The 17069-nt window shown below is 72.2% G+C and carries 19 protein-coding genes; 13 read left to right on the plus strand and 6 right to left on the minus strand.

What is annotated here, in order from left to right; translation table 11 throughout:
• Positions 1 to 62 precede the first annotated feature (62 nt).
• From AAH979_RS08600 to AAH979_RS08625, 6 genes are all read left to right on the plus strand, one after another.
• Positions 63 to 1262 carry an ABC transporter substrate-binding protein gene (locus AAH979_RS08600; RefSeq protein WP_346257517.1) on the plus strand — a complete coding sequence of 400 codons (1200 nt, stop codon included), beginning with the start codon at positions 63 to 65 and terminating at the stop codon, positions 1260 to 1262.
• Positions 1259 to 2176, plus strand: a complete 918-nt coding sequence (locus AAH979_RS08605; protein ID WP_346257518.1) for a branched-chain amino acid ABC transporter permease — start codon at positions 1259 to 1261, stop codon at positions 2174 to 2176. The genes AAH979_RS08600 and AAH979_RS08605 overlap by 4 nt, the downstream gene beginning before the upstream one ends.
• Complete coding sequence (locus AAH979_RS08610) at positions 2173 to 3234, plus strand: branched-chain amino acid ABC transporter permease (RefSeq protein WP_346257519.1); 1062 nt, start codon at positions 2173 to 2175, stop codon at positions 3232 to 3234. The genes AAH979_RS08605 and AAH979_RS08610 overlap by 4 nt, the downstream gene beginning before the upstream one ends.
• Complete coding sequence (locus tag AAH979_RS08615) at positions 3231 to 3977, plus strand: ABC transporter ATP-binding protein (RefSeq protein ID WP_346257520.1); 747 nt, start codon at positions 3231 to 3233, stop codon at positions 3975 to 3977. Before AAH979_RS08610 ends, AAH979_RS08615 begins: the two co-directional genes overlap by 4 nt.
• Complete coding sequence (locus tag AAH979_RS08620) at positions 3977 to 4873, plus strand: ABC transporter ATP-binding protein (protein WP_346257521.1); 897 nt, start codon at positions 3977 to 3979, stop codon at positions 4871 to 4873. Before AAH979_RS08615 ends, AAH979_RS08620 begins: the two co-directional genes overlap by 1 nt.
• A 135-nt stretch (positions 4874 to 5008) precedes the next feature.
• On the plus strand, positions 5009 to 5824 hold the full coding sequence (locus AAH979_RS08625; protein ID WP_346257522.1) for a class I SAM-dependent methyltransferase: 816 nt from the start codon (positions 5009 to 5011) through the stop codon (positions 5822 to 5824).
• Positions 5825 to 6162: 338 nt separating this feature from the next.
• Here the strand turns inward: AAH979_RS08625 and AAH979_RS08630 are convergent, their stop codons facing one another.
• The gene (locus AAH979_RS08630) at positions 6163 to 6411 is read right to left on the minus strand and encodes a hypothetical protein (RefSeq protein ID WP_346257523.1); all 249 of its coding nucleotides are present in this window, start codon (positions 6409 to 6411) and stop codon (positions 6163 to 6165) included.
• Between the two features lie 3 nt (positions 6412 to 6414).
• Entirely contained in the window at positions 6415 to 6774 is a 360-nt protein-coding gene (locus AAH979_RS08635; protein ID WP_346257524.1) for a hypothetical protein, read from the minus strand.
• Between the two features lie 236 nt (positions 6775 to 7010).
• On the opposite strand from AAH979_RS08635, the gene AAH979_RS08640 reads away from it, so the two are divergent.
• The 4 genes from AAH979_RS08640 to AAH979_RS08655 all read left to right on the plus strand — a co-directional run bounded on the left by AAH979_RS08640 (position 7011) and on the right by AAH979_RS08655 (position 9735).
• Entirely contained in the window at positions 7011 to 7808 is a 798-nt protein-coding gene (locus AAH979_RS08640; RefSeq protein WP_346257525.1) for a helix-turn-helix transcriptional regulator, read from the plus strand.
• Positions 7795 to 7986 (plus strand): DUF397 domain-containing protein, encoded by a 192-nt coding sequence (locus AAH979_RS08645; protein WP_346257526.1) that lies wholly within the window; start codon positions 7795 to 7797, stop codon positions 7984 to 7986. Before AAH979_RS08640 ends, AAH979_RS08645 begins: the two co-directional genes overlap by 14 nt.
• A 164-nt stretch (positions 7987 to 8150) precedes the next feature.
• The gene (locus AAH979_RS08650; RefSeq protein WP_346257527.1) at positions 8151 to 8456 is read left to right on the plus strand and encodes a hypothetical protein; all 306 of its coding nucleotides are present in this window, start codon (positions 8151 to 8153) and stop codon (positions 8454 to 8456) included.
• A gap of 382 nt (positions 8457 to 8838) precedes the next feature.
• A complete protein-coding gene (locus AAH979_RS08655; protein ID WP_346257528.1) occupies positions 8839 to 9735 on the plus strand; it encodes a hypothetical protein in 897 nt (298 codons plus the stop codon).
• 61 nt (positions 9736 to 9796) lie between these two features.
• On the opposite strand, the gene AAH979_RS08660 is transcribed toward AAH979_RS08655, so the two are convergent.
• Positions 9797 to 10786: a glutathione S-transferase C-terminal domain-containing protein gene (locus tag AAH979_RS08660; RefSeq protein WP_346257529.1), complete on the minus strand. Its 990-nt coding sequence runs from the start codon at positions 10784 to 10786 to the stop codon at positions 9797 to 9799.
• 366 nt (positions 10787 to 11152) lie between these two features.
• Here AAH979_RS08660 and AAH979_RS08665 point away from each other — a divergent pair, with 366 nt between their 5' ends.
• From AAH979_RS08665 to AAH979_RS08675, 3 genes are all read left to right on the plus strand, one after another.
• Complete coding sequence (locus AAH979_RS08665; RefSeq protein WP_346257530.1) at positions 11153 to 11986, plus strand: C1 family peptidase; 834 nt, start codon at positions 11153 to 11155, stop codon at positions 11984 to 11986.
• A gap of 45 nt (positions 11987 to 12031) precedes the next feature.
• On the plus strand, positions 12032 to 12382 hold the full coding sequence (locus AAH979_RS08670) for a protease inhibitor I42 family protein (protein ID WP_346257531.1): 351 nt from the start codon (positions 12032 to 12034) through the stop codon (positions 12380 to 12382).
• Between the two features lie 187 nt (positions 12383 to 12569).
• The gene (locus tag AAH979_RS08675; protein ID WP_346257532.1) at positions 12570 to 13010 is read left to right on the plus strand and encodes a DoxX family protein; all 441 of its coding nucleotides are present in this window, start codon (positions 12570 to 12572) and stop codon (positions 13008 to 13010) included.
• A gap of 93 nt (positions 13011 to 13103) precedes the next feature.
• Here the strand turns inward: AAH979_RS08675 and AAH979_RS08680 are convergent, their stop codons facing one another.
• Genes AAH979_RS08680 through AAH979_RS08690 form a run of 3 tightly spaced genes read right to left on the minus strand, consistent with a single transcriptional unit; the run spans position 13104 to position 17058 of the window.
• Entirely contained in the window at positions 13104 to 14276 is a 1173-nt protein-coding gene (locus AAH979_RS08680; RefSeq protein ID WP_346257533.1) for a 4-hydroxybenzoate 3-monooxygenase, read from the minus strand.
• A 50-nt stretch (positions 14277 to 14326) separates the two neighbouring features.
• Positions 14327 to 15640, minus strand: coding sequence for an MFS transporter (locus AAH979_RS08685; RefSeq protein WP_346257534.1), 1314 nt, complete (start codon positions 15638 to 15640; stop codon positions 14327 to 14329).
• The gene (locus AAH979_RS08690) at positions 15598 to 17058 is read right to left on the minus strand and encodes a benzaldehyde dehydrogenase (protein WP_346257535.1); all 1461 of its coding nucleotides are present in this window, start codon (positions 17056 to 17058) and stop codon (positions 15598 to 15600) included. The genes AAH979_RS08685 and AAH979_RS08690 overlap by 43 nt, the downstream gene beginning before the upstream one ends.
• Positions 17059 to 17069: the final 11 nt, after the last annotated feature.

Consider the following 17069-nt stretch of genomic DNA (forward strand, 5'->3'; position numbering starts at 1 on the left):
GGCCACCACCCCACGACCACACCTTCCCCACAACCTTCCCTCACCCCTCGACTGGAGAAGTCATGCCTTTCCCCACCGGTACGAGCCGGCGTCGCGCCCTGACCGGCGCGCTGCTCGCCCTCGGGTTGACCGTGGCCGGCAGCGCCTGCAACAGCGGCGACGACGCCGGCGGCACGCCGGGCACGATAAAGATCGGTCTGCTCGCCTCACTGTCCGGCACCTACGAGGCGGTCGGCACGGAGATCCGCGACGGCTTCGAGCTCTACCTGCGGATGCACGACGGCAAGCTCGGCGGCCACAAGGTCGACCTGATCGTCGCCGACGAGGGCAACGGCGCGCAGACCGCCGTACCGGCCGCCACGAAGCTGATCAAACAGGACCGGGTGCAGGCGCTCACCGGCATCGTCGGCGGCGGCTCGGTGGCCGGGGTCGCCCCGGTGCTCGCCGAGGCGAAGATCCCGTTCGTCGGTTCCAACGGCAACCCGGGGCTGAAGGACGTCTCCCGGTCCTGGTTCACCTCCTACCTCTCCGACGAGCCGGGCGCGGCGATCGCCGAGTACGTCCGGGACAACGTCAAGGGCGAGGTCTTCGCGATCGGCCCGAACTACCAGGGCGGCTGGGACGAGCTGCGCGGCTTCACCGACACCTTCAAGGAGATCGGCGGCAAGCTCGCCAACCCGGACGGCAAGACACTGTGGACGCCGTTCCCGCAGACCACCAACTTCCTGCCGTACTTCGCGAAGATCAAGGCATCCGGGGCCGAGGCGGTCTTCACCTTCTACGCCGGTACCGCCGCCGTCGACTTCGTGAAGCAGTACGCCCAGTCGGAGATCAAGGACCTGCCGCTCTACGCCGCCGGCTTCCTCACCGAGGGCGGCGTGCTGAACGCACAGGGCGAGGCGGCCCGGAACATCTACTCCGTACTCAACTACTCGCCCGACCTGGACAACGCCGAGAACCGCTCCTTCGTGGCGGCCTGGAAGGAGAACCACGACGGTTCGCCCACCACCTACGCGATGGCCTCGTACGACGCGGCGGCGGTGCTGGACAAGGCGATCGGCGCGGCCGGCGACAACCCCACCCCGGAGGAGATCAACAAGGCGATCGCCGGGCTCGGCCAGATCGACAGCCCGCGCGGCACCTGGCAGTTCTCCAAGGAGACACACTCGCCGGTGCAGAAGTGGTATCTGCGGCAGGTCCGGCAGGACGGGCGGGCACTCTCCAACACCGTCGTCGGTGACCTGGCGACCGTGGGCGGATGATGCTCCAATCGGCGCGGGTGCTCGGCCCGGTCGACCCGTACCTGATCCCGGCTCTGGACGGTGTCGCCTACGGGTTGCTGCTCTTCGTCGCGGCGTCCGGGTTGGTGTTCTGCTTCGGCGTGGCGAACATCCTCAACCTGGCGCACGGGCTGCTGTACGCGATCGGCGCGTACCTCGCCGCGGCGTTGCTGGACGGCGGCTGGGGCAGCCTGCTGCTCGCCCTGGGCGTGGGGACGCTGGCGGCGGCCGGTGCGGGAGGTCTGCTCGCGGGCCTGCTCGCGCCGGTCGCCCGGCGTGACCACCTGACCCAGGCGCTGCTGACCTTCGGGGTCGCGTTGGCCGGGGGCGCCCTGCTGGTCACCGCGTTCGGTCCGGACAGCCTTCCGGTGCACATCCCCGCCGCGCTGGACCGTTCGGTGGAGGTGGCCGGGCACCGGTACGCGGCGTACCGGCTGGTCTTCATCGGGGTGGCCGCGCTGATCGCGGTGCTGCTCTGGCTGGCGGTGGCCAAGACCCGGGCCGGGATGCTGGTCCGGGCGGCGGTCGACGACGCCGACATGGTCGCCTGCCTCGGGGTGAACCCGGCCCGGATCCGGCTCGGCGTGCTCGCCGCGGCCGGCGCGCTGGCCGGCGCCGCCGGGGTGCTCGGCGCGCCGATCATCGGCCCGGCGCCGACCACCGGCGACACCGTGCTGCTGCTCTCCCTGGTCGTGGTGGTGCTCGGCGGCCTCGGCTCGGTCCAGGGCACCCTGGTGGCCGCCCTCGCCGTCGGCGAGATCCAGAGTCTCGGCGTCGCGCTGGCGCCGACGGCCGCGCCGTTCCTGCTCTTCGCGGCGATGGCCCTGGTGCTCGCCGTCCGGGCCCGCGGGCTGCCCGGCCGGTTCCTGCGGCTGCGCCCAGGGGGTACGACGTGAACCCGGCCGCCCGGCGGTGGCTGCTCCGGGCCGGGGGAGCCGGACTGCTCCTCGTCGCCGTCGCGGTGCCCTGGTCCGTGGACGCCTACACCACCTCACTCCTCGCCCGAACCCTGGTGCTGGGGCTGGTCGGGGTGAGCGTGGCGCTGCTGACCGGGCTGGCCGGGCTGCCCACGCTCGGCCAGACCGGGCCGTACGCCGCCGGTGCGTACGCCAGCGCCCTGGTCGCGATGCACGTCTCGTCGGTCGGGGTGGTGCAGGTGCTCACCGGGGCGGCGGCCGGCGCGCTGTTCGCCCTTCTCACCGTGCCGCTGGTGGTGTACGCCCGAGGCGTGGTCGTCCTGATGATTACCCTGGCCATCGGTGAACTGACGGTGACCGCCGCCGGTCGGTGGACGTCCGTCACCGGAGGGACCGACGGGCTCGCCGGAATCCCGGCGATCCAGCCCGTCTGGGGCATGGCTCCGCTGGCCAGCGACCGCGCACGCTATCTGTACACGCTGGTCGTCGTCGGGGTGGTGATAGCGGCCATGGTGATGCTGTTGCGTACGCCGGCAGGGCTGCTGTTGCGGGCCAGTCGGGACGACGAGGCGCGGACCCGCGCCTCCGGACACCGGGTCACCGGCTACCTGGCGGTGACCTTCGTCGGGGCCGGCGCGGTGGCGGGGGTCGCCGGATCCCTGCTGATCACCGCGCAGCAGTACGTCTCGCCGGCCGACTTCGGCTTCGACGTCTCCGCACTGCTGCTGCTCGGCGTGGTGATCGGTGGTGCGGCGTCGATCGGCGGCGCGATCGTCGGCACCGCCCTGGTGATCGCGGTACGGGACTGGCTCTCCGGCCTGCTGCCCGGGTACGCGCCGCTGCTGCTCGGCGGTCTCTTCGTGCTGACCGCCTATCTCTTCCCCCGTGGCGTGGCCGGTTTCTCGACCGAGCTCGCCAACCTGGTCAGGTCCCGTTCGCGGGGCCGGACCGGGCCGGGGGATCGCCCCGGGACGGGAATCCAGGGCCGCCCGTCCCGGGGCGAACCCGTCGCGGCGGCGGGGGAGGGGACCCGATGACGACACTGCTGAGCGCCGAGGCGGTGATCCGCCGGTACGGCTCGCTGGTCGCGGTGGACCGGGTGGACCTCCGGGTCGCCGACGGCGAGCGGCACGCCCTGATCGGGCCGAACGGTGCCGGCAAGACCACCCTGCTCGACCTGATCGGCGGGGCGACCCGGGTCGACGGCGGGCGGATCCGCTTTGCCGGCCGGGACATCACCCGGCTCGGCCCGGCCCGGCGGGCCCGGATCGGGATCGGCCGGATCCACCAGCGGCCGGCCGTCTGGCCGTCGCTGACCGCACTGGAGAACGTCGTGGTCGCCGGCTGGCATCAGGCCGGCGGGTTCTGGGGCGTACGCACCCGGAACCGGTTCCGGCGGCGGCTGCGCGAGCCCGCGCTGTCCCTGCTCGACCGGGTCGGACTCGCCGGCACGGCGTCGACCACGGCGGCGCACCTGTCGCACGGCGAGCGGCGCCAGTTGGAGATCGCCATGGCGTTGGCCGGTCGTCCCCGCCTGCTGCTGCTCGACGAGCCGGCCGCCGGACTCTCCGGTGTGGAGGTGCACCGGCTGGCCGAGCTGCTGGCGGAACTACCCCGGGACGTGTCGGTGCTGCTGGTGGAGCACCGGCTGGACCTGGTGTACGCGCTGGCCGACACGGTCACCGTGCTGCACGACGGCCGGCTGGTCGCCAGCGGCGAGCCGGACGAGATCCGCCACGCACCCGCCGTCCGGCGGGCATACGCCGAGGCGGTGCGGTGATGCTGCGGGTGCAGGGCCTGCGTGCCGGCTACGACGGCGGTACGGTGCTGCACGACGTCGACATCGAGGTGCCGGCCGGTACGGTGCAGGCGCTGGTCGGCCGCAACGGCGCCGGCAAGAGCACCCTGGTGCACGCCGTCGCCGGCCTGCTGCGGCCGTACCGGGGAATCGTCTCGGTCGACGGCGCGGACCTGGCCGGCAAGCCGGCGCACCGGGTGGCCCGGGCCGGCGTCGGCCTGGTGCCGCAGGGACGCCGGGTGTTTCCCCGGTTGACCGTCTCCGAGCACCTGACCCTGGCCGCCTCGCTGCGCCGCCGCGGCACGGCGCAATCAGGTCCGAACTGGACGGTCCCCGGGGTGCTGGAACTGCTGCCCCGGCTGGCCGAGCGGCTGGGCCACCGGGGCAACCAGCTCTCCGGCGGCGAGCAGCAGATGCTCGCCATCGCCCGGGCCCTGCTCACCCAGCCCCGGGTGCTGCTCCTCGACGAACCGGGCGAGGGGCTCGCCCCGGATCTGGCGGCCCGGGTCCGGGAACTCGTGACCCGGCTCGCCGGGGCCGGGTTGTGCATCCTGCTCGTCGAACAACAGCTCCAGCACGCGATCGAGGTCGCCGACCGGATCGCGGTGCTGGACTACGGCCGGCTGGTCTTCGCGGACTCGACGGCCGCCGTGCGCGCCGACCCCGCCCCGGTAGAGGCGGTACTCAGTGTGGCGGGCGCGGCCACGCCGGCAGGGACCGGACCGGTCCCGTCCGGCCAGGAGTCGACGGCCCCGACCGGGCCGGACTCCGCCCGCTCCGGGCCAACGGGAGGCCCGGGCACGCTCGTGCCTGATTCCGACCCCTCGGCAGACCCCAGGTCCGCCCCGACCACATCCTCTTCCTCATCCGCACCCTGAGAACCGTCGGATCCCGACGTTCGTCGCACCGCTGACTCCGTGTCGGCACCGGTACCCCCATGTTCCTCCGGTGCTGACGCGCGATGACGTGTGCCCGGATAGTCGTCACAGATCATCACGAAGGAGGTACCGATCGTGACTGCCACCCCTGTCAAGAGCAGCTACGCGTTCGACAACCGCTCTCCGGAGGCCGAGGCGCAGATGCGGGCGCTGGAGTCGTTTCTCGATCCGATAACGGCGGAGCGGCTCGCCCCGGTGCTGACCCCCGGGGCGAGGTGTTGGGAGCTGGGTGCGGGCGGCGGTTCGATCGCCCGGCACATGGCCCGGGTCGTCGGCCCGACCGGACTGGTCATCGCGACCGACATCGAACCGTCCCGGCTGGAGCCGGAGGGCAACCTCGTGGTACGCCAGCACGACGTGCGGACCGGAGCGCCGGAGGGCGGCCCGTTCGACGTCATCCACGCCCGACTGGTCCTGCTGCACCTGCCCGAGCGGCGGCGGGTACTCGCCGAGCTGATCGGTGCGCTGGCGCCGGGCGGCTGGTTGGTGGTCGAGGAGTTCGACTGCACCGCCGGACTGCGGGTGCTGGCCGCCCCGACCGACGACGCGGCGAAGCTCTTCCAGCAGGTGATGGAGGCGACCCTCGACATCCTCCAGGATCGGGGCGCCGACCTGGCCTGGGCGCAGGACGTACACACCGAGATGGTGCTGGCCGGGCTGACCGACGTGGACACCATCACCCACTCGCAGAGCTGGCCGGGCGGGTCGACCGGGGCGTCGCTGCACGAGACGAACTCCCGACAGCTCGAACCCCGGCTGCTCGCCACCGGGCTCTCCCCGAACCAGTTGGAGGGGTTCCGGGAACTCGCCAAGGACCCGGCCTTCGCCTCGCTGTCGTACCAGTTCGTCTCCACCCGGGGCCGGCGGCCGGGCCGGGGCTGTGTGAACTGAGCATCTTTCCGCGCCAGCGGGCGGCGGGTCGGGGCCGACGGCGGCCGCTCCCTCCCCGGCGGCATGACCGCAGGACCCGCCGACCCGGCTGGCCGGTCCGGCGGTCGACCGGAGCGCTACGGTCGACCGCCGGACCACCGCCCTCCAGGAGTGCTGGATCCTCCAGGAATGCTGAGGGCGGAGGCGCTCCGGACCGAGGTACTGTTTCGCAGGCTGTCGAGCTGCCCCGCCTGTGCACCCGGGTCTGCGTGGCACCGACTGTCACCGATCAGAGGCCCGCCCCGGGGCGCCGAAGGGGAAGCGGCGACCCGAGGCGGGTCGGTCGGGTGACGAGGTGGTCAGCGGCGGCGGGGCACCCAGTAGAGGATCTGCCCCGCGAGCAGTGCGGGATGCGTGTCGGGCAGCTCGCGCAGCGCGCGGGCGAGATGCGCGCCGAGGTACACCATCAGGCCCACCCGGTCGTGGCGATACGCGGTCACCAGCGCCAGCCGGGCGGGCCGGCAGGGCCACGGGTCGGTGCACCTGCGGCAGCGGTACGACGGGTGCGTCGGGATGTGCTTACGCCAACGCTCCTGCGGGCCGATCACCGGTCACACCCGCGCGCCCTGCCGAGCGCGGTACTCCTGCGCGGGCGTCAGCCCGCCCGGGCGACCGTTCGCCAGGTACGACCAGGTGGGCGCGTCCCATTGGGGCCGACGGTTGCTGGCCCGAGCCCGGGCCGGCGGCGGGTCCGGGGTGACGGGTGGCGGCGTGGCCGACAGAGTACGGATCTCGGCCCGCTCCACCTCGGTCAACTCGACCGGGGGCGGTGGCTGGTAGGGCGTGGGTACCAGTTCGAGGGAATCCGGGCAGCGCCAGCGCCAACCGCAGCGGCAGTACCGCCAGAGCCGGCGCCAGTCCCGGCGGTGGTAGGGCCGTGGTCCGGTCAGGTGCCGGAGCAGCCTCTTCATCACAACCTCCTCGGGGAGTTGGAGGGGAGCCGGTCCCGGTGGGGGGGCGAGACCGGCTCCCGGGGCGAGTTCCACCCGGGCGCGTGGCGGTCACCGAGCAGTTCTGCTGAGTGACACTCTGCTGTGGACGGCACTAGGCTCGGAAGGCGATCGAGCAGGTCACGGCGTAGGTCTGCTGAGCCGCCGGCGACGCCTGGTGACCACCTGGTGATCTAGACAGGCTTTCTGGAGGTCCGATGGAACACGAGGACGCATTCGCGTTCATCCGCGACCAGCTCCGCCGGCAGCGAGCCCTGCGCGGCCAGTCGCAGGACGAGTTCGGCAAGCGGACGAACTACTCGGCCTCGACGGTGTCCGCTGTGGAGACCGGTACCCGAGCGATCGACATGCCGTACGCCACCCGGGCCGACGAGATCCTGGAGACCGGCGGCCTGTTCGTGTCCCTGCTCAAAGCGGCGCAGCGGGACGCTGAGCCCACCTGGTTCAAGCGCTGGCTGGACGCCGAGCGCACCGCCACGCAGCTCCGGTGCTACCACCCCAGCCTGATCCCCGGACTGCTCCAGACCGAGAACTACGCCCGCGCGGTGCTTCGCCTCGAACCCACCCGGCCCGAGGCGGCGTTGGGTAAGCTGCTCGCGTCCCGGCTCGAACGGCAGGAGATCCTGACCCGCGACCAGCCACCCCTGCTGATCGCCGTGCTCGAAGAATCGGCGCTGCGTGTCCGGGACGCCATCATGGCCGAGCAGTACAGGCACCTGCTGCGGATGGCCGAACTGCCCCACGTCCAGTTGCACCTGATTCCCGCCGACGCTGGGCTGCACGTCGGCCTCAACGGACAGCTCTCCCTGGCCAGGTCCGCCGACGGCAACTGGGTGGGGAACATCGAGAACCAGCTCACCGATTTCGTCGCCGACGACGAGGAGAGCATCGCTACGCTCCTTACACGGTGGGAGGGTGTGCGCGGCGTAGCCTTGCCGGAGAGCCTGTCGCTCGCCCTGTTGAAGGAAGTGGAGAGCCAACATGCACCTCAGTAGCGCCCGGTGGAGGAAGTCGACCCACAGCGGCACCAACGGTGGCGGGTGTGTCGAGGTGGCCGACAACCTGCCTGGCGTGGTTGCCGTACGCGACAGCAAGGACCCGGCGGGTCCGGTGCTGACCTTCGGGCCGGAGGCGTGGCGAGCTTTCGTCAGCCTCGCTGCCCGGGAGGGCTAGGCGTACTGCCCGCAGACGTTGGATCGGCGCCTAGCCGTGTGCTCCACCATGGACAACGGTATGGTGGCCAGATTTTGGTGTCCGACTGGCCAATGCCAGCACGCATCGTCGTAGCTGAAGATTTACGTCAGTCGATTTATCGCCCCGTCGCCGCAAGGAGAAGCATGCGAAAAGTCACTTGGCTCCGCCGGCTCGGTGTCGTCTCAGCGGCGGTGGCGGTCGGCCTGTCAACCGCGCCCGTGGCCGCGCACGCCGACGAATATGACACTCCCCGCAGCGCCACTGCCGATGGGGCGGGCAACAGCTACGCTGCCGGGATCAGTGCAGCCGAACAGCGGGCCCGGGCCGCCGTCCTCGCGGTCGGACGAGACTGCACCCCTGGGACCTACAACACCTTTATGATCTACATGTCTCCGGGTGGCGGCACATGGGTTTTCAGGTCGACCCACGAAGCGATGTGCGTCGACTGATCAAGTTTCAACCTGATCGGCCTCCGCCGGGTTGCCGGGGCTGGTAGCCCCGCTGCCCGCAGCGGAGGCCGTTCCGCATTGGCGCGCAGTCCATATCCGGGACCTTCTTGTCGAGAAGATGCCTGCCGCGCTGGTTGTCGAGAGATCCGCGCGGATGTGGCTCAGCCGGTCGACGAGGTCTGCGTTATTCCAACCGACTCGTCCTCCTCGTGGTGACCACGGGCGCCGTGTCATGGCGATCACGCAGGCCATCCTCGTCCCCGAACCGCCGACGACGCCCGCCACCCACGACGAAGATAGCTTCATGAAGTGGGGCTTGGCTGTTGATCGTGGGACGGCCGGCGGCGTGGAACCGACCGGTACCCCGGCCCGTCTTATGGGCATGAGAACGTGGCGAGGTGTCCGGATAACCTGTGTCGGCGCACTGCTCCTGCTGGCCGCCGCCTGTGCCCGCGAGGGCACCGGCTCGGGTGGTGACGGACCGGGCGGAGGGTCGGGCGGCGACTCGGGTCCCGCCGACCCGAACGGTGTAGTGCTCCGGGTGGAACAGGTCGGCGGATTCCTGGCGCCGGCCTCCCGGCTGACCCGGGTGCCGATGGTGACCATCTACGCGGACGGCCGGGTCATCACCGAGGGTCCCCAGCTCGCCATCTATCCCGGGCCGGCGCTGCCGAACCTCCAACAGCAGCGCCTCACGCCGGAGCAGGTCGACCGGCTGGTCGAGCAGGCCCGGGCCGCCGGGGTCGGCACCGCCACCGATCTCGGCCGACCCTCCGTCACCGACGTCCCGTCGACCCGGTTCACCGTGTCGTCCGCCGCCGACACGGACGAGCTGGAGGTGTACGCACTTTCCGAGGGCGGGCAGAACGCGTCGGGGCTGACCGAGGCGCAGCGGGCCGCCCGGGCCGAGTTGCAGAAGTTGCTCGCCGCGCTCACCGACCTGGCCGGCTCGCTGGGCCAGGACAAGGTCGACCAGCCGCAGCCGTACCGGGCGGAGGCGGTCGCGGCGGTGGCGATCCCGTGGCGCCCGGACGACAACGGGTTGGCCGCCCCACCGGAGATCGCCTGGCCGGGTCCAGCGCTGCCGGGGTCGCCGCCGTCGTCGGGCCTCGACCAGGGCTGCGTCGAGGTACGCGGCGCCGAGGCAACCGCGCTGCTGGGCGCCGCCACCAAGGCGAACGCCCGTACCCCGTGGACCTCCGGCGGCGAGCGCTGGCAGGTGGGCCTGCGGCCGTTGCTGCCGGACGAGACCGGCTGCGCCGACCTCGCCGTCGACTAGGGCCACCCCGGCGGGGAGTCGTCTGGGAGTCGGCCTTGGGCGGTTGTCCCGGCGCCTCCGGTCACCGGCCACCCGTCAGGGTGGCCCGGCCGTGTGGCGCCGTCCAGTCCAGGTCGGGTCCGGCCGGAACGATCCGGGTGGGGTTCAGCCAGGGGTGGGTGACGAAGTAGTGGCGCTTGATCTGCGCGAAGTCGGTGGATTCGCGGAACGCCGGTCGCTGGTAGAGGTCGCGGGCGTACGCCCACAGGTGGGGGTAGTCGACGATTCGGCGCAGGTTCGCCTTGAAGTGGGTCGCGTAGACCACGTCGAACCGGGCCAGGGTGACCCAGAGTCGTACGTCGGCCTCGGTGAGCCGGTCGCCGAACAGGTAGCGTTGCCCCGCCAGCCGTGCGTCGAGGACGTCCAGCGCCTCGAACAGGTCGCGCACCTCCCGCTCGTACGCCTCCTGTGAGGGGGCGAACCCGCACCGGTAGGGGCCGTCGTGGACCCGGGTGTAGAGGAACTCGTGCAACTCGTCGATCTCCGTACGCAGCCCAGCCGGGTAGAGGTCGACGTCCTCCGTCGCCCACTCGTCGAACGCGGTGGCGAGATCCGTACTCAGCACCCGGTAGTCGTTGCAGACGATCCGGCCCGTCCTCCGGTCCCAGAGCGCGGGTACCGACACGTGGCTGTCGTACTCCGGATCCGTGGCTTCGTACGCCTCCGACAGGTAGGCGAAGCCGTTCACCTCGTCCGGGCCATGTCGCTCCCCTTCGCGGAACGCCCAGCCCCGGCCATCCCGGATCGGATCCACCAGCGAGACCGACACGACGTCGGTGAGGCCCTTCAGCCGCAGGACGATGGTCGAGCGGTGGGAGAACGGGCAGGGCGCCGCCGCGTACAGGTGGTAGCGCCCCGGCTCGGCGCGGAACCCGCTCGATCCGTCCGTGGTGATCCGGTTGCGAAATGCCGGCTCGGCCCGTTGCAGCGGCTGGCCGGCGCGGTTCTTCGGCAGGTAGGGACCGAACTCGTCGAAGTCGACAGGGCTGGCGGTGCGGACGGCGACGGACATCGCGGGAACTACCTCCGGTGGTCGTGCGGAGCGGGCGGCCATGCCGAACCGGCGCCCGTGCGGGGCGGCGGAATGTCGGCCCGGCGGCCGGGCGTGGACGACGGTGTCCAGCGGGGTACGGGTCGGCGGGCGGCCAGCACGTCGGGCTGGCCCTCTCCGACGATACGACCTCGCCTCGGGCTGACGACGACGCCCGTGGACACGCCGTCAGGCCGGCGGACTCGCCGGATCGGACCCACGGAATTGTGCCCAGGGCGCACAATGGGTGCCGCGGCGGCTACGGGACGGGTTCTGCGGCGATGTCCGGGCTGGGCCTGACGCCGTCGGTGTCCACCCGCCCGTCAGGGCCCGGCCGGAGGCGAGTCGATGGAGCAGCAGAGACGTTTCGCGGTGGATCCGCCGGAGACGAGCGCGAGCAGCATCCCCGGTCCGCAGTTGCTCGGTCGGCTCTACCGGCCCGATCCCCGGGACTGGGACATCCCGCGCCTGCTGGAGATCGCCGAGCCGGCCGAGTCGATCCGGCAGATGACGGTGGAACAGGTGCTCACCGAGACGCCGTACTTCTCCGACTGGCGGGCATACCTGGTCTTCTGGCGCTGGTTGCGCAGCCAGCGGCAGCCGACGGTGGCCCCGGCGGCGGCCCGGGACAGGGCGCCGGCCTGGGAGTTGACCGTCCAGCTCGACCAGGGCCAGACCGGGCACTGCGTCGGGTTCGGCTGGGCGGGCTGGGTGGACGCGATGCCGGTGGCCGGCACGTACCAGAACGCCGACGGCCACGCCCTCTACTACGAGGCCAAGGTGATCGACGGCGAGCCCGGCAAGGAGAACGGCTCGACGGTCCGGTCCGGAGCGCTCGCCGTCCGGGAGCGGGGCCGGCTCGCCGCGTTCGCGTTCGCGCACACCACGGCGGAGATCGACGAGTGGATCGACAACCAGGGTTCGGTCGTGGTGGGCACCGCGTGGACCGCCGACATGTTCAACCCCGACGAGAACGGGTTCGTCAAGCCGACCGGCCAGGGAGCGGGCGGGCACTGTTATCTGATGCTCGACCGGATTGAGTCCGAGGACGCGTACCTGTTCCAGAACTCCTGGGGTGCGGCGTGGGGCTGGGGCGGTCGGTTCAAGATGAAGCGCGGCGACTTTGACGGCCTGCTTCAGAACGAGGGAGAGGCGTGCTGTGCGGTGGAGCTGCCGCACTGACCGGCCGGGGCGGGCCGCCCACCGCACCCGGGATCGGAGACTGGCATGGCGCGCGTTGACTTGACCGAGGCGGACGGCGGCCGGTCGTACCCGGCGGCGCCGGGGGACCTGGTGGTCGTCCAGCTCACCGAGACGCCCAGTTCGGGCTACCGATGGCAGCTCGACGCGGTGGACACCGCCGTGCTCGCGCCGGCCGGGGACGCGTTCCGGCCGGGGCAGCAGGGGTTGGGTGGGGCCGGGACCCGGCACCTGCGGTTCACCGCCACCGGGACCGGCCGGACGGCGCTGCGGCTGGTGCTGCTGCGCGGCTGGGAGCCGGGGGAGCGCGCGGCGCGGCGGTTCGAGGTTACCATTCACGTCACGGGTGCCGGACCGGTCGTATCGCCGACCGGCTGAAATGGAACTTTTCCAATTTGCGCAGCGCGGCGCGTTTACCGCGCCTTTCACCTGCGGGTCGGGACGGACCGCAAGGGAAGCCGAGAAAGGCCCAATGGAAGCCTATTGACAGACATCAATGTAAATGGATAGCGTGACTCTGCCGTGGGACCCAACAGCTATTCCTGCCAGTCGCAAGGAGAGTCCCATGTCCAATGCCCGAGTCACCGACGTCGTCACCACGCTGTTCCGGATCGTGCTCGGCCTGCTGTTCGCCATGCACGGCGCCGCCTCCCTCTTCGGGATCTTCGGCGGTAACCGGGGAAGCGGCGAGGCGGTCGCGATCGGCACCTGGCCCGGGTGGTACGCCGCCCTCATCCAGCTCGTCGGCGGACTGCTGGTCCTGGTGGGCCTGAGCACCCGCCCCGCCGCGATCATCTGCTCCGGCTCGATGGCGTACGCGTACTTCGTGGTGCACCAGCCCGACGCGCTGCTGCCGCTGAACAACGGCGGCGAGACCGCGGCCCTGTTCTGCTGGTCCTTCCTGCTGGTCGCGGCCCTCGGCGCCGGACGGTGGTCGCTGGACGCCGCGCTCGCCCGCCGTCGGGGCGTGGCCCAGGAGCCGGCCACGGTGGCCGCCACCCGCTGAACCTTTTTCAACCTCCCCTTGCGGTCGCACGAACCGCAAGGTCGGACGCGATGCGTGAGCGCCGCGCGGTTCAGGTTGAAAAAGGTTCACCGATCAGACCTCGGGGAGACCGACGTAGTTCTCCGCCAGGCTGGTGGCGTACGCCCGGGACGAGGTGACGTAGCGCAGCGTCGAGAGCTGCAACTTCGCCTCGTACGGGTCGTCGGTCCGCAGCCGGTGCAGCAGCGAGGTCATCCACCAGGAGAAGTGCTGGGCCCGCCAGACCCGACGCAGCGCGGTGTCGGAGTAGGCGTCCAACAGGTGGTCCCGACCCTCCCGGTAGAAGGCGGCGAACGCGTCGCCGAGCAGCGTGACGTCGGCCAGCGCCAGGTTCATCCCCTTGGCGCCGGTCGGCGGCACGATGTGCGCCGCGTCGCCGGCCAGGAAGAGCCGTCGCCACCGCATCGGCTCCACCACCAGGCTCCGCATCCCGGTGAGGCTCTTCTCCAGGATCGGCCCCGTGTTGAGCGTCCACCCCGGGACCGTCTCCAGCCGGGTGCGCAGCTCCGACCAGATCCGCTCGTCGGGCCACTGGGCGAGGTCGGTCTCCGGCTCGACCTGGAGATAGAGCCGGGAGATCTCCGGAGAGCGCATGCTGTAGAGCGCGAACCCCCGGTCGTGATGGGCGTAGATCAGCTCCTCGGTCGCCGGGGCGGCCGCAGCCAGGACCCCGAGCCAGGCGAACGGATAGTCGCGGTCGTACTCGGTCAGCTCGCCGGCCGGTACGCTCGGCCGGCTCACCCCGTGCGAGCCGTCGCACCCGGCGACGAAGTCGCAGTACAACTCCTCGGCACGGCCCTGGTGCCGGAACCGGATCACCGGCGAGTCGGAGTCGAGCCCGCCGAGGCGTACGTCCGAGACCTCGAACCGGAGGTCGCCGCCGGCGGCCGTACGGGCCGCGATCAGGTCCTTCACCACCTCCTGCTGGCCGTAGACGGTGATCGCCCGCCCGGTCAGCTCGGTCATCGCGATCCGGTGCGCCGCACCGCCGAAGCGCAGCTCGATGCCCTCGTGCCGGAGCCCCTCCCGGTCCAGCCGAGCACCGAGCCCGGCACGCCGGAGCAGGTCGACCGAGCCCTGCTCCAGCACACCGGCCCGGATCCGGTGCTCGACGTACTCCCGGCTGCGGCACTCCAGCACCACCGACTCGATGCCGGCCCGGTGCAGCAGGTGCGACAGCAGCAGACCCGCCGGCCCGGCCCCGACGATCCCGACCTGGGTACGCATCATTCACTCCCTGACCTCTCGCGACTTTTCCGAACCACCGGGCCGGCACGTCACACCTGCCGGTCCCGGCCCGCGCCGAGCGCGCTCACCGTCATCACCGCCGTCACCACCGCCAGGGCGGCGAGCGGCAGGCCCCACCCGGTGGCGACGTCCCGCAGCGCGCCAACCAGCACCGGAGCGGTGGCACTGAGTAGATAGCCGACCGACTGCACCGCGCCGGAGAGTTCCCGGGCCGACCCGGGGGTGCGGGCCCGGAGCACCAGCAGGGTCAGGGTGAGGCTGATCGCGGCGCCCTGGGCGAGCCCGGCCGACACCGTCCAGAGTGGATACAGCGAGGGGAGGGCGAGCAGGCCGAGCACGCCGACCGCCCAGCCGGCGCAGATCACCAGCGCCAACCCCCGCTGGTCCGGCCGGCGGACCGCCAGGGTCGGCACCACCAGCGCGGTGCCGATCCCGAGCAGGTTGAACATCGCGAGCGCCGCCCCCGCCCGGGTCGGCTCGACGCCCTGGTCCCGCAGCATGCTCGGCAGCCAGGTGAGCAGCGCGTAGTAGAGCATCGACTGGGTAGCCATGAAGACGGCGAGCTGCCAGGTGACCCGGGACCGCAGGACGCTGCGCCGGGATCGGGGCGGCTCCGGGACCGGCGCGGTGTGCCGGCGGCGTACCTGGGGGAGCCAGCCGAGCGCCGCGACCGCGGCCAGCCCGCCCAGCGCGAGCAACGAGCCCCGCCAGCCCAACCCCACCGTGTACGCCAGCGGCGCGCTCACCGCCGCCGCCAGCGTCGCCCCGGTGGTCAGCGAGGCGGTGCTCAACCCGGTGGCCAGGCCCGGCCGGCTCGGAAAGTGCTGCTTGACCGCACTGGGCACCAGGACGTTGCCGACGGTGATCCCGGCGCCGACGATCGCGGTGCCGAGCAGCATCCAGCCGGCGTGCGGCAGCGTCCGGGTCAGGCTGCCCAGCACGATGCCGAGCATCGCGGCGAGCAGCGCCAGCTCGATGCCGATCCGGCGGCCGAGCAGCGCGGCGAGCGGGGAGAGCAGCCCGAAGCAGAGCACCGGCAGAGCGGTGAGCAGCCCGGCCGCGCCCCGGCCCAGGTCGAGGTCGACCTGTAGCTCGGGCAGCAGCGGCGGGACCGCCGCGATCGCCGCCCGCAGGTTCAGCGCCAGCAGCACCACCCCGAGCAGGGTCAGCCAACCGCCCCGGCCCAGCCCGAACCGGCCGCCGGCCGGAGCGGCCGAGCCCGCGTCGCTGCCCCGGGCGGCCGAGCCCGCGTCGCCGCCTGGCTCGGCGGCCCGGGTGCCGGGGACCGGAGACTCGTGGTTCAGAAGGGGTACCTCGTGATGTCGCCCTGCACGGTCACCCACTGGGTCTCGGTGAACGCGGCGAGGTTGGCCGCCGGCCCGCCCAGCCGGGGCCCGTTGCCGGAGGCGGCAACCCCGCCGAACGGGGCGACCGCCTCGTCGCTGACCGTCTGGTCGTTGATGTGCACGATGCCGCTCGGTACCCGCTCGGCGAACGCCATCGCCTTCATCACGTCCCGGCTCAGGATGCCGAGCGAGAGGCCGTACTCGCTGTCGGCGGCGAGCTTCGCGGCCTCGTCCAGGTCGCCGAAGCGCAGTACCGGGGCGACCGGACCGAAGACCTCGTGCGCGTACGCCGGGGTGGCCGGGGTGACCCCGGAGAGCACCGTCGGCCGGTAGAAGAGGTTCTCGTACGTCCCGCCGGTCACCAGGGTCGCCCCCGCGTCGACGCTGCCGGTGACCAAAGAGTGGATCTTGTCCCGTTGCCGCTCGTCGATGATCGGCCCGAGCGCGACATGCTCCCGGGCCGGGTCGCCGACCGGCAGCTGCGCCGCCTTCTCGGCCAGCCGGTCGACGTACTCGTCGGCCAGCGACTCGTGCACCAGGTGCCGGCCGGTGGTCATGCAGATCTGTCCCTGGTGCAGGAACGAACCCCAGGCACCGGCGGAGACCGCCAGGTCCAGGTCGGCGTCGTCGAGGACCACCAGCGCCGAGTTGCCGCCGAGTTCCAGCAGTACCCGCTTGAGGTGCCGGGCGGCGGCCTGCCCGACCTGGCGGCCGGCCGACGTCGAGCCGGTGAAGCTGATCAGGCGTACGTGCGGATCGGCGACCAGCGCCTCGCCCGCCTCCGGCCCACCCGGCAGTACGTGCAGCACCCCCGGCGGCAGGCCCGCCTCCTCGAAGATCCGGGCGACCGCGACCCCACCGGTCACGGCGGTCCGCGGATCGGGCTTGAGCACCACCGCGTTGCCCAGGGCCAGGGCCGGGGCGACCGAGCGGACCCCGAGGATGATCGGTACGTTGAACGGGGAGATCACCCCGACCACCCCGACCGGCAGCCGGCGGGCCAGGCTGAGCCGGGGCTGTGCGCTCTGGATGATCTCGCCGAGCGGGTGCGAGGCGAGCGCCGCCGCCTCGTAGCACTCCTGCGCGGCGGTGTCCGTCTCCAGGGTCGCCTTCGGCGGCACCGAACCGGTCTCCCGGACGATCCAGTCACCGACCTCGGCCGCGTGTTCCTCCCACAACTGTCCGGCCCGGCGCAGCACGGCGGCGCGCTTGTCGTAGGGGGTCGCGGCCCAGTCGCGCTGGGCCTGGGCGGCGCGGGCGGCGGCCCGGGCCACGTCGGCGGCGTTGGCGATGCCGGTACGGCCGATCTCGTCGCCGGTGGCCGGTTCCCGTACGGCCGCGTCGCCGCCGTCGGCCCGGACCCAACCGTCGCTGTATATCCTGCCGTGCCAGTCGGCCGAGTCGAGAAGAGTCACGGGAAACCTCC

This window comes from Plantactinospora sp. ZYX-F-223 (genome assembly GCF_039649625.1).
In the GTDB taxonomy this organism is placed as follows: domain Bacteria; phylum Actinomycetota; class Actinomycetes; order Mycobacteriales; family Micromonosporaceae; genus Plantactinospora.

Excerpts from the sequence above, each read along its gene's own strand:
- AAH979_RS08650 (WP_346257527.1), top strand. The coding sequence starts at position 8,151 with ATGCGAAAAGTCACTTGGCTCCGCCGGCTCGGTGTCGTCTCAGCGGCG.
- AAH979_RS08675 (WP_346257532.1), top strand. The coding sequence starts at position 12,570 with ATGTCCAATGCCCGAGTCACCGACGTCGTCACCACGCTGTTCCGGATC.
- AAH979_RS08655 (WP_346257528.1), top strand. The coding sequence starts at position 8,839 with ATGAGAACGTGGCGAGGTGTCCGGATAACCTGTGTCGGCGCACTGCTC.
- AAH979_RS08635 (WP_346257524.1), bottom strand. The coding sequence starts at position 6,774 with ATGAAGAGGCTGCTCCGGCACCTGACCGGACCACGGCCCTACCACCGC.
- AAH979_RS08615 (WP_346257520.1), top strand. The coding sequence starts at position 3,231 with ATGACGACACTGCTGAGCGCCGAGGCGGTGATCCGCCGGTACGGCTCG.
- AAH979_RS08645 (WP_346257526.1), top strand. The coding sequence starts at position 7,795 with ATGCACCTCAGTAGCGCCCGGTGGAGGAAGTCGACCCACAGCGGCACC.
- AAH979_RS08660 (WP_346257529.1), bottom strand. The coding sequence starts at position 10,786 with ATGTCCGTCGCCGTCCGCACCGCCAGCCCTGTCGACTTCGACGAGTTC.
- AAH979_RS08665 (WP_346257530.1), top strand. The coding sequence starts at position 11,153 with ATGGAGCAGCAGAGACGTTTCGCGGTGGATCCGCCGGAGACGAGCGCG.
- AAH979_RS08605 (WP_346257518.1), top strand. The coding sequence starts at position 1,259 with ATGATGCTCCAATCGGCGCGGGTGCTCGGCCCGGTCGACCCGTACCTG.
- AAH979_RS08620 (WP_346257521.1), top strand. The coding sequence starts at position 3,977 with ATGCTGCGGGTGCAGGGCCTGCGTGCCGGCTACGACGGCGGTACGGTG.
- AAH979_RS08640 (WP_346257525.1), top strand. The coding sequence starts at position 7,011 with ATGGAACACGAGGACGCATTCGCGTTCATCCGCGACCAGCTCCGCCGG.
- AAH979_RS08670 (WP_346257531.1), top strand. The coding sequence starts at position 12,032 with ATGGCGCGCGTTGACTTGACCGAGGCGGACGGCGGCCGGTCGTACCCG.
- AAH979_RS08680 (WP_346257533.1), bottom strand. The coding sequence starts at position 14,276 with ATGCGTACCCAGGTCGGGATCGTCGGGGCCGGGCCGGCGGGTCTGCTG.
- AAH979_RS08600 (WP_346257517.1), top strand. The coding sequence starts at position 63 with ATGCCTTTCCCCACCGGTACGAGCCGGCGTCGCGCCCTGACCGGCGCG.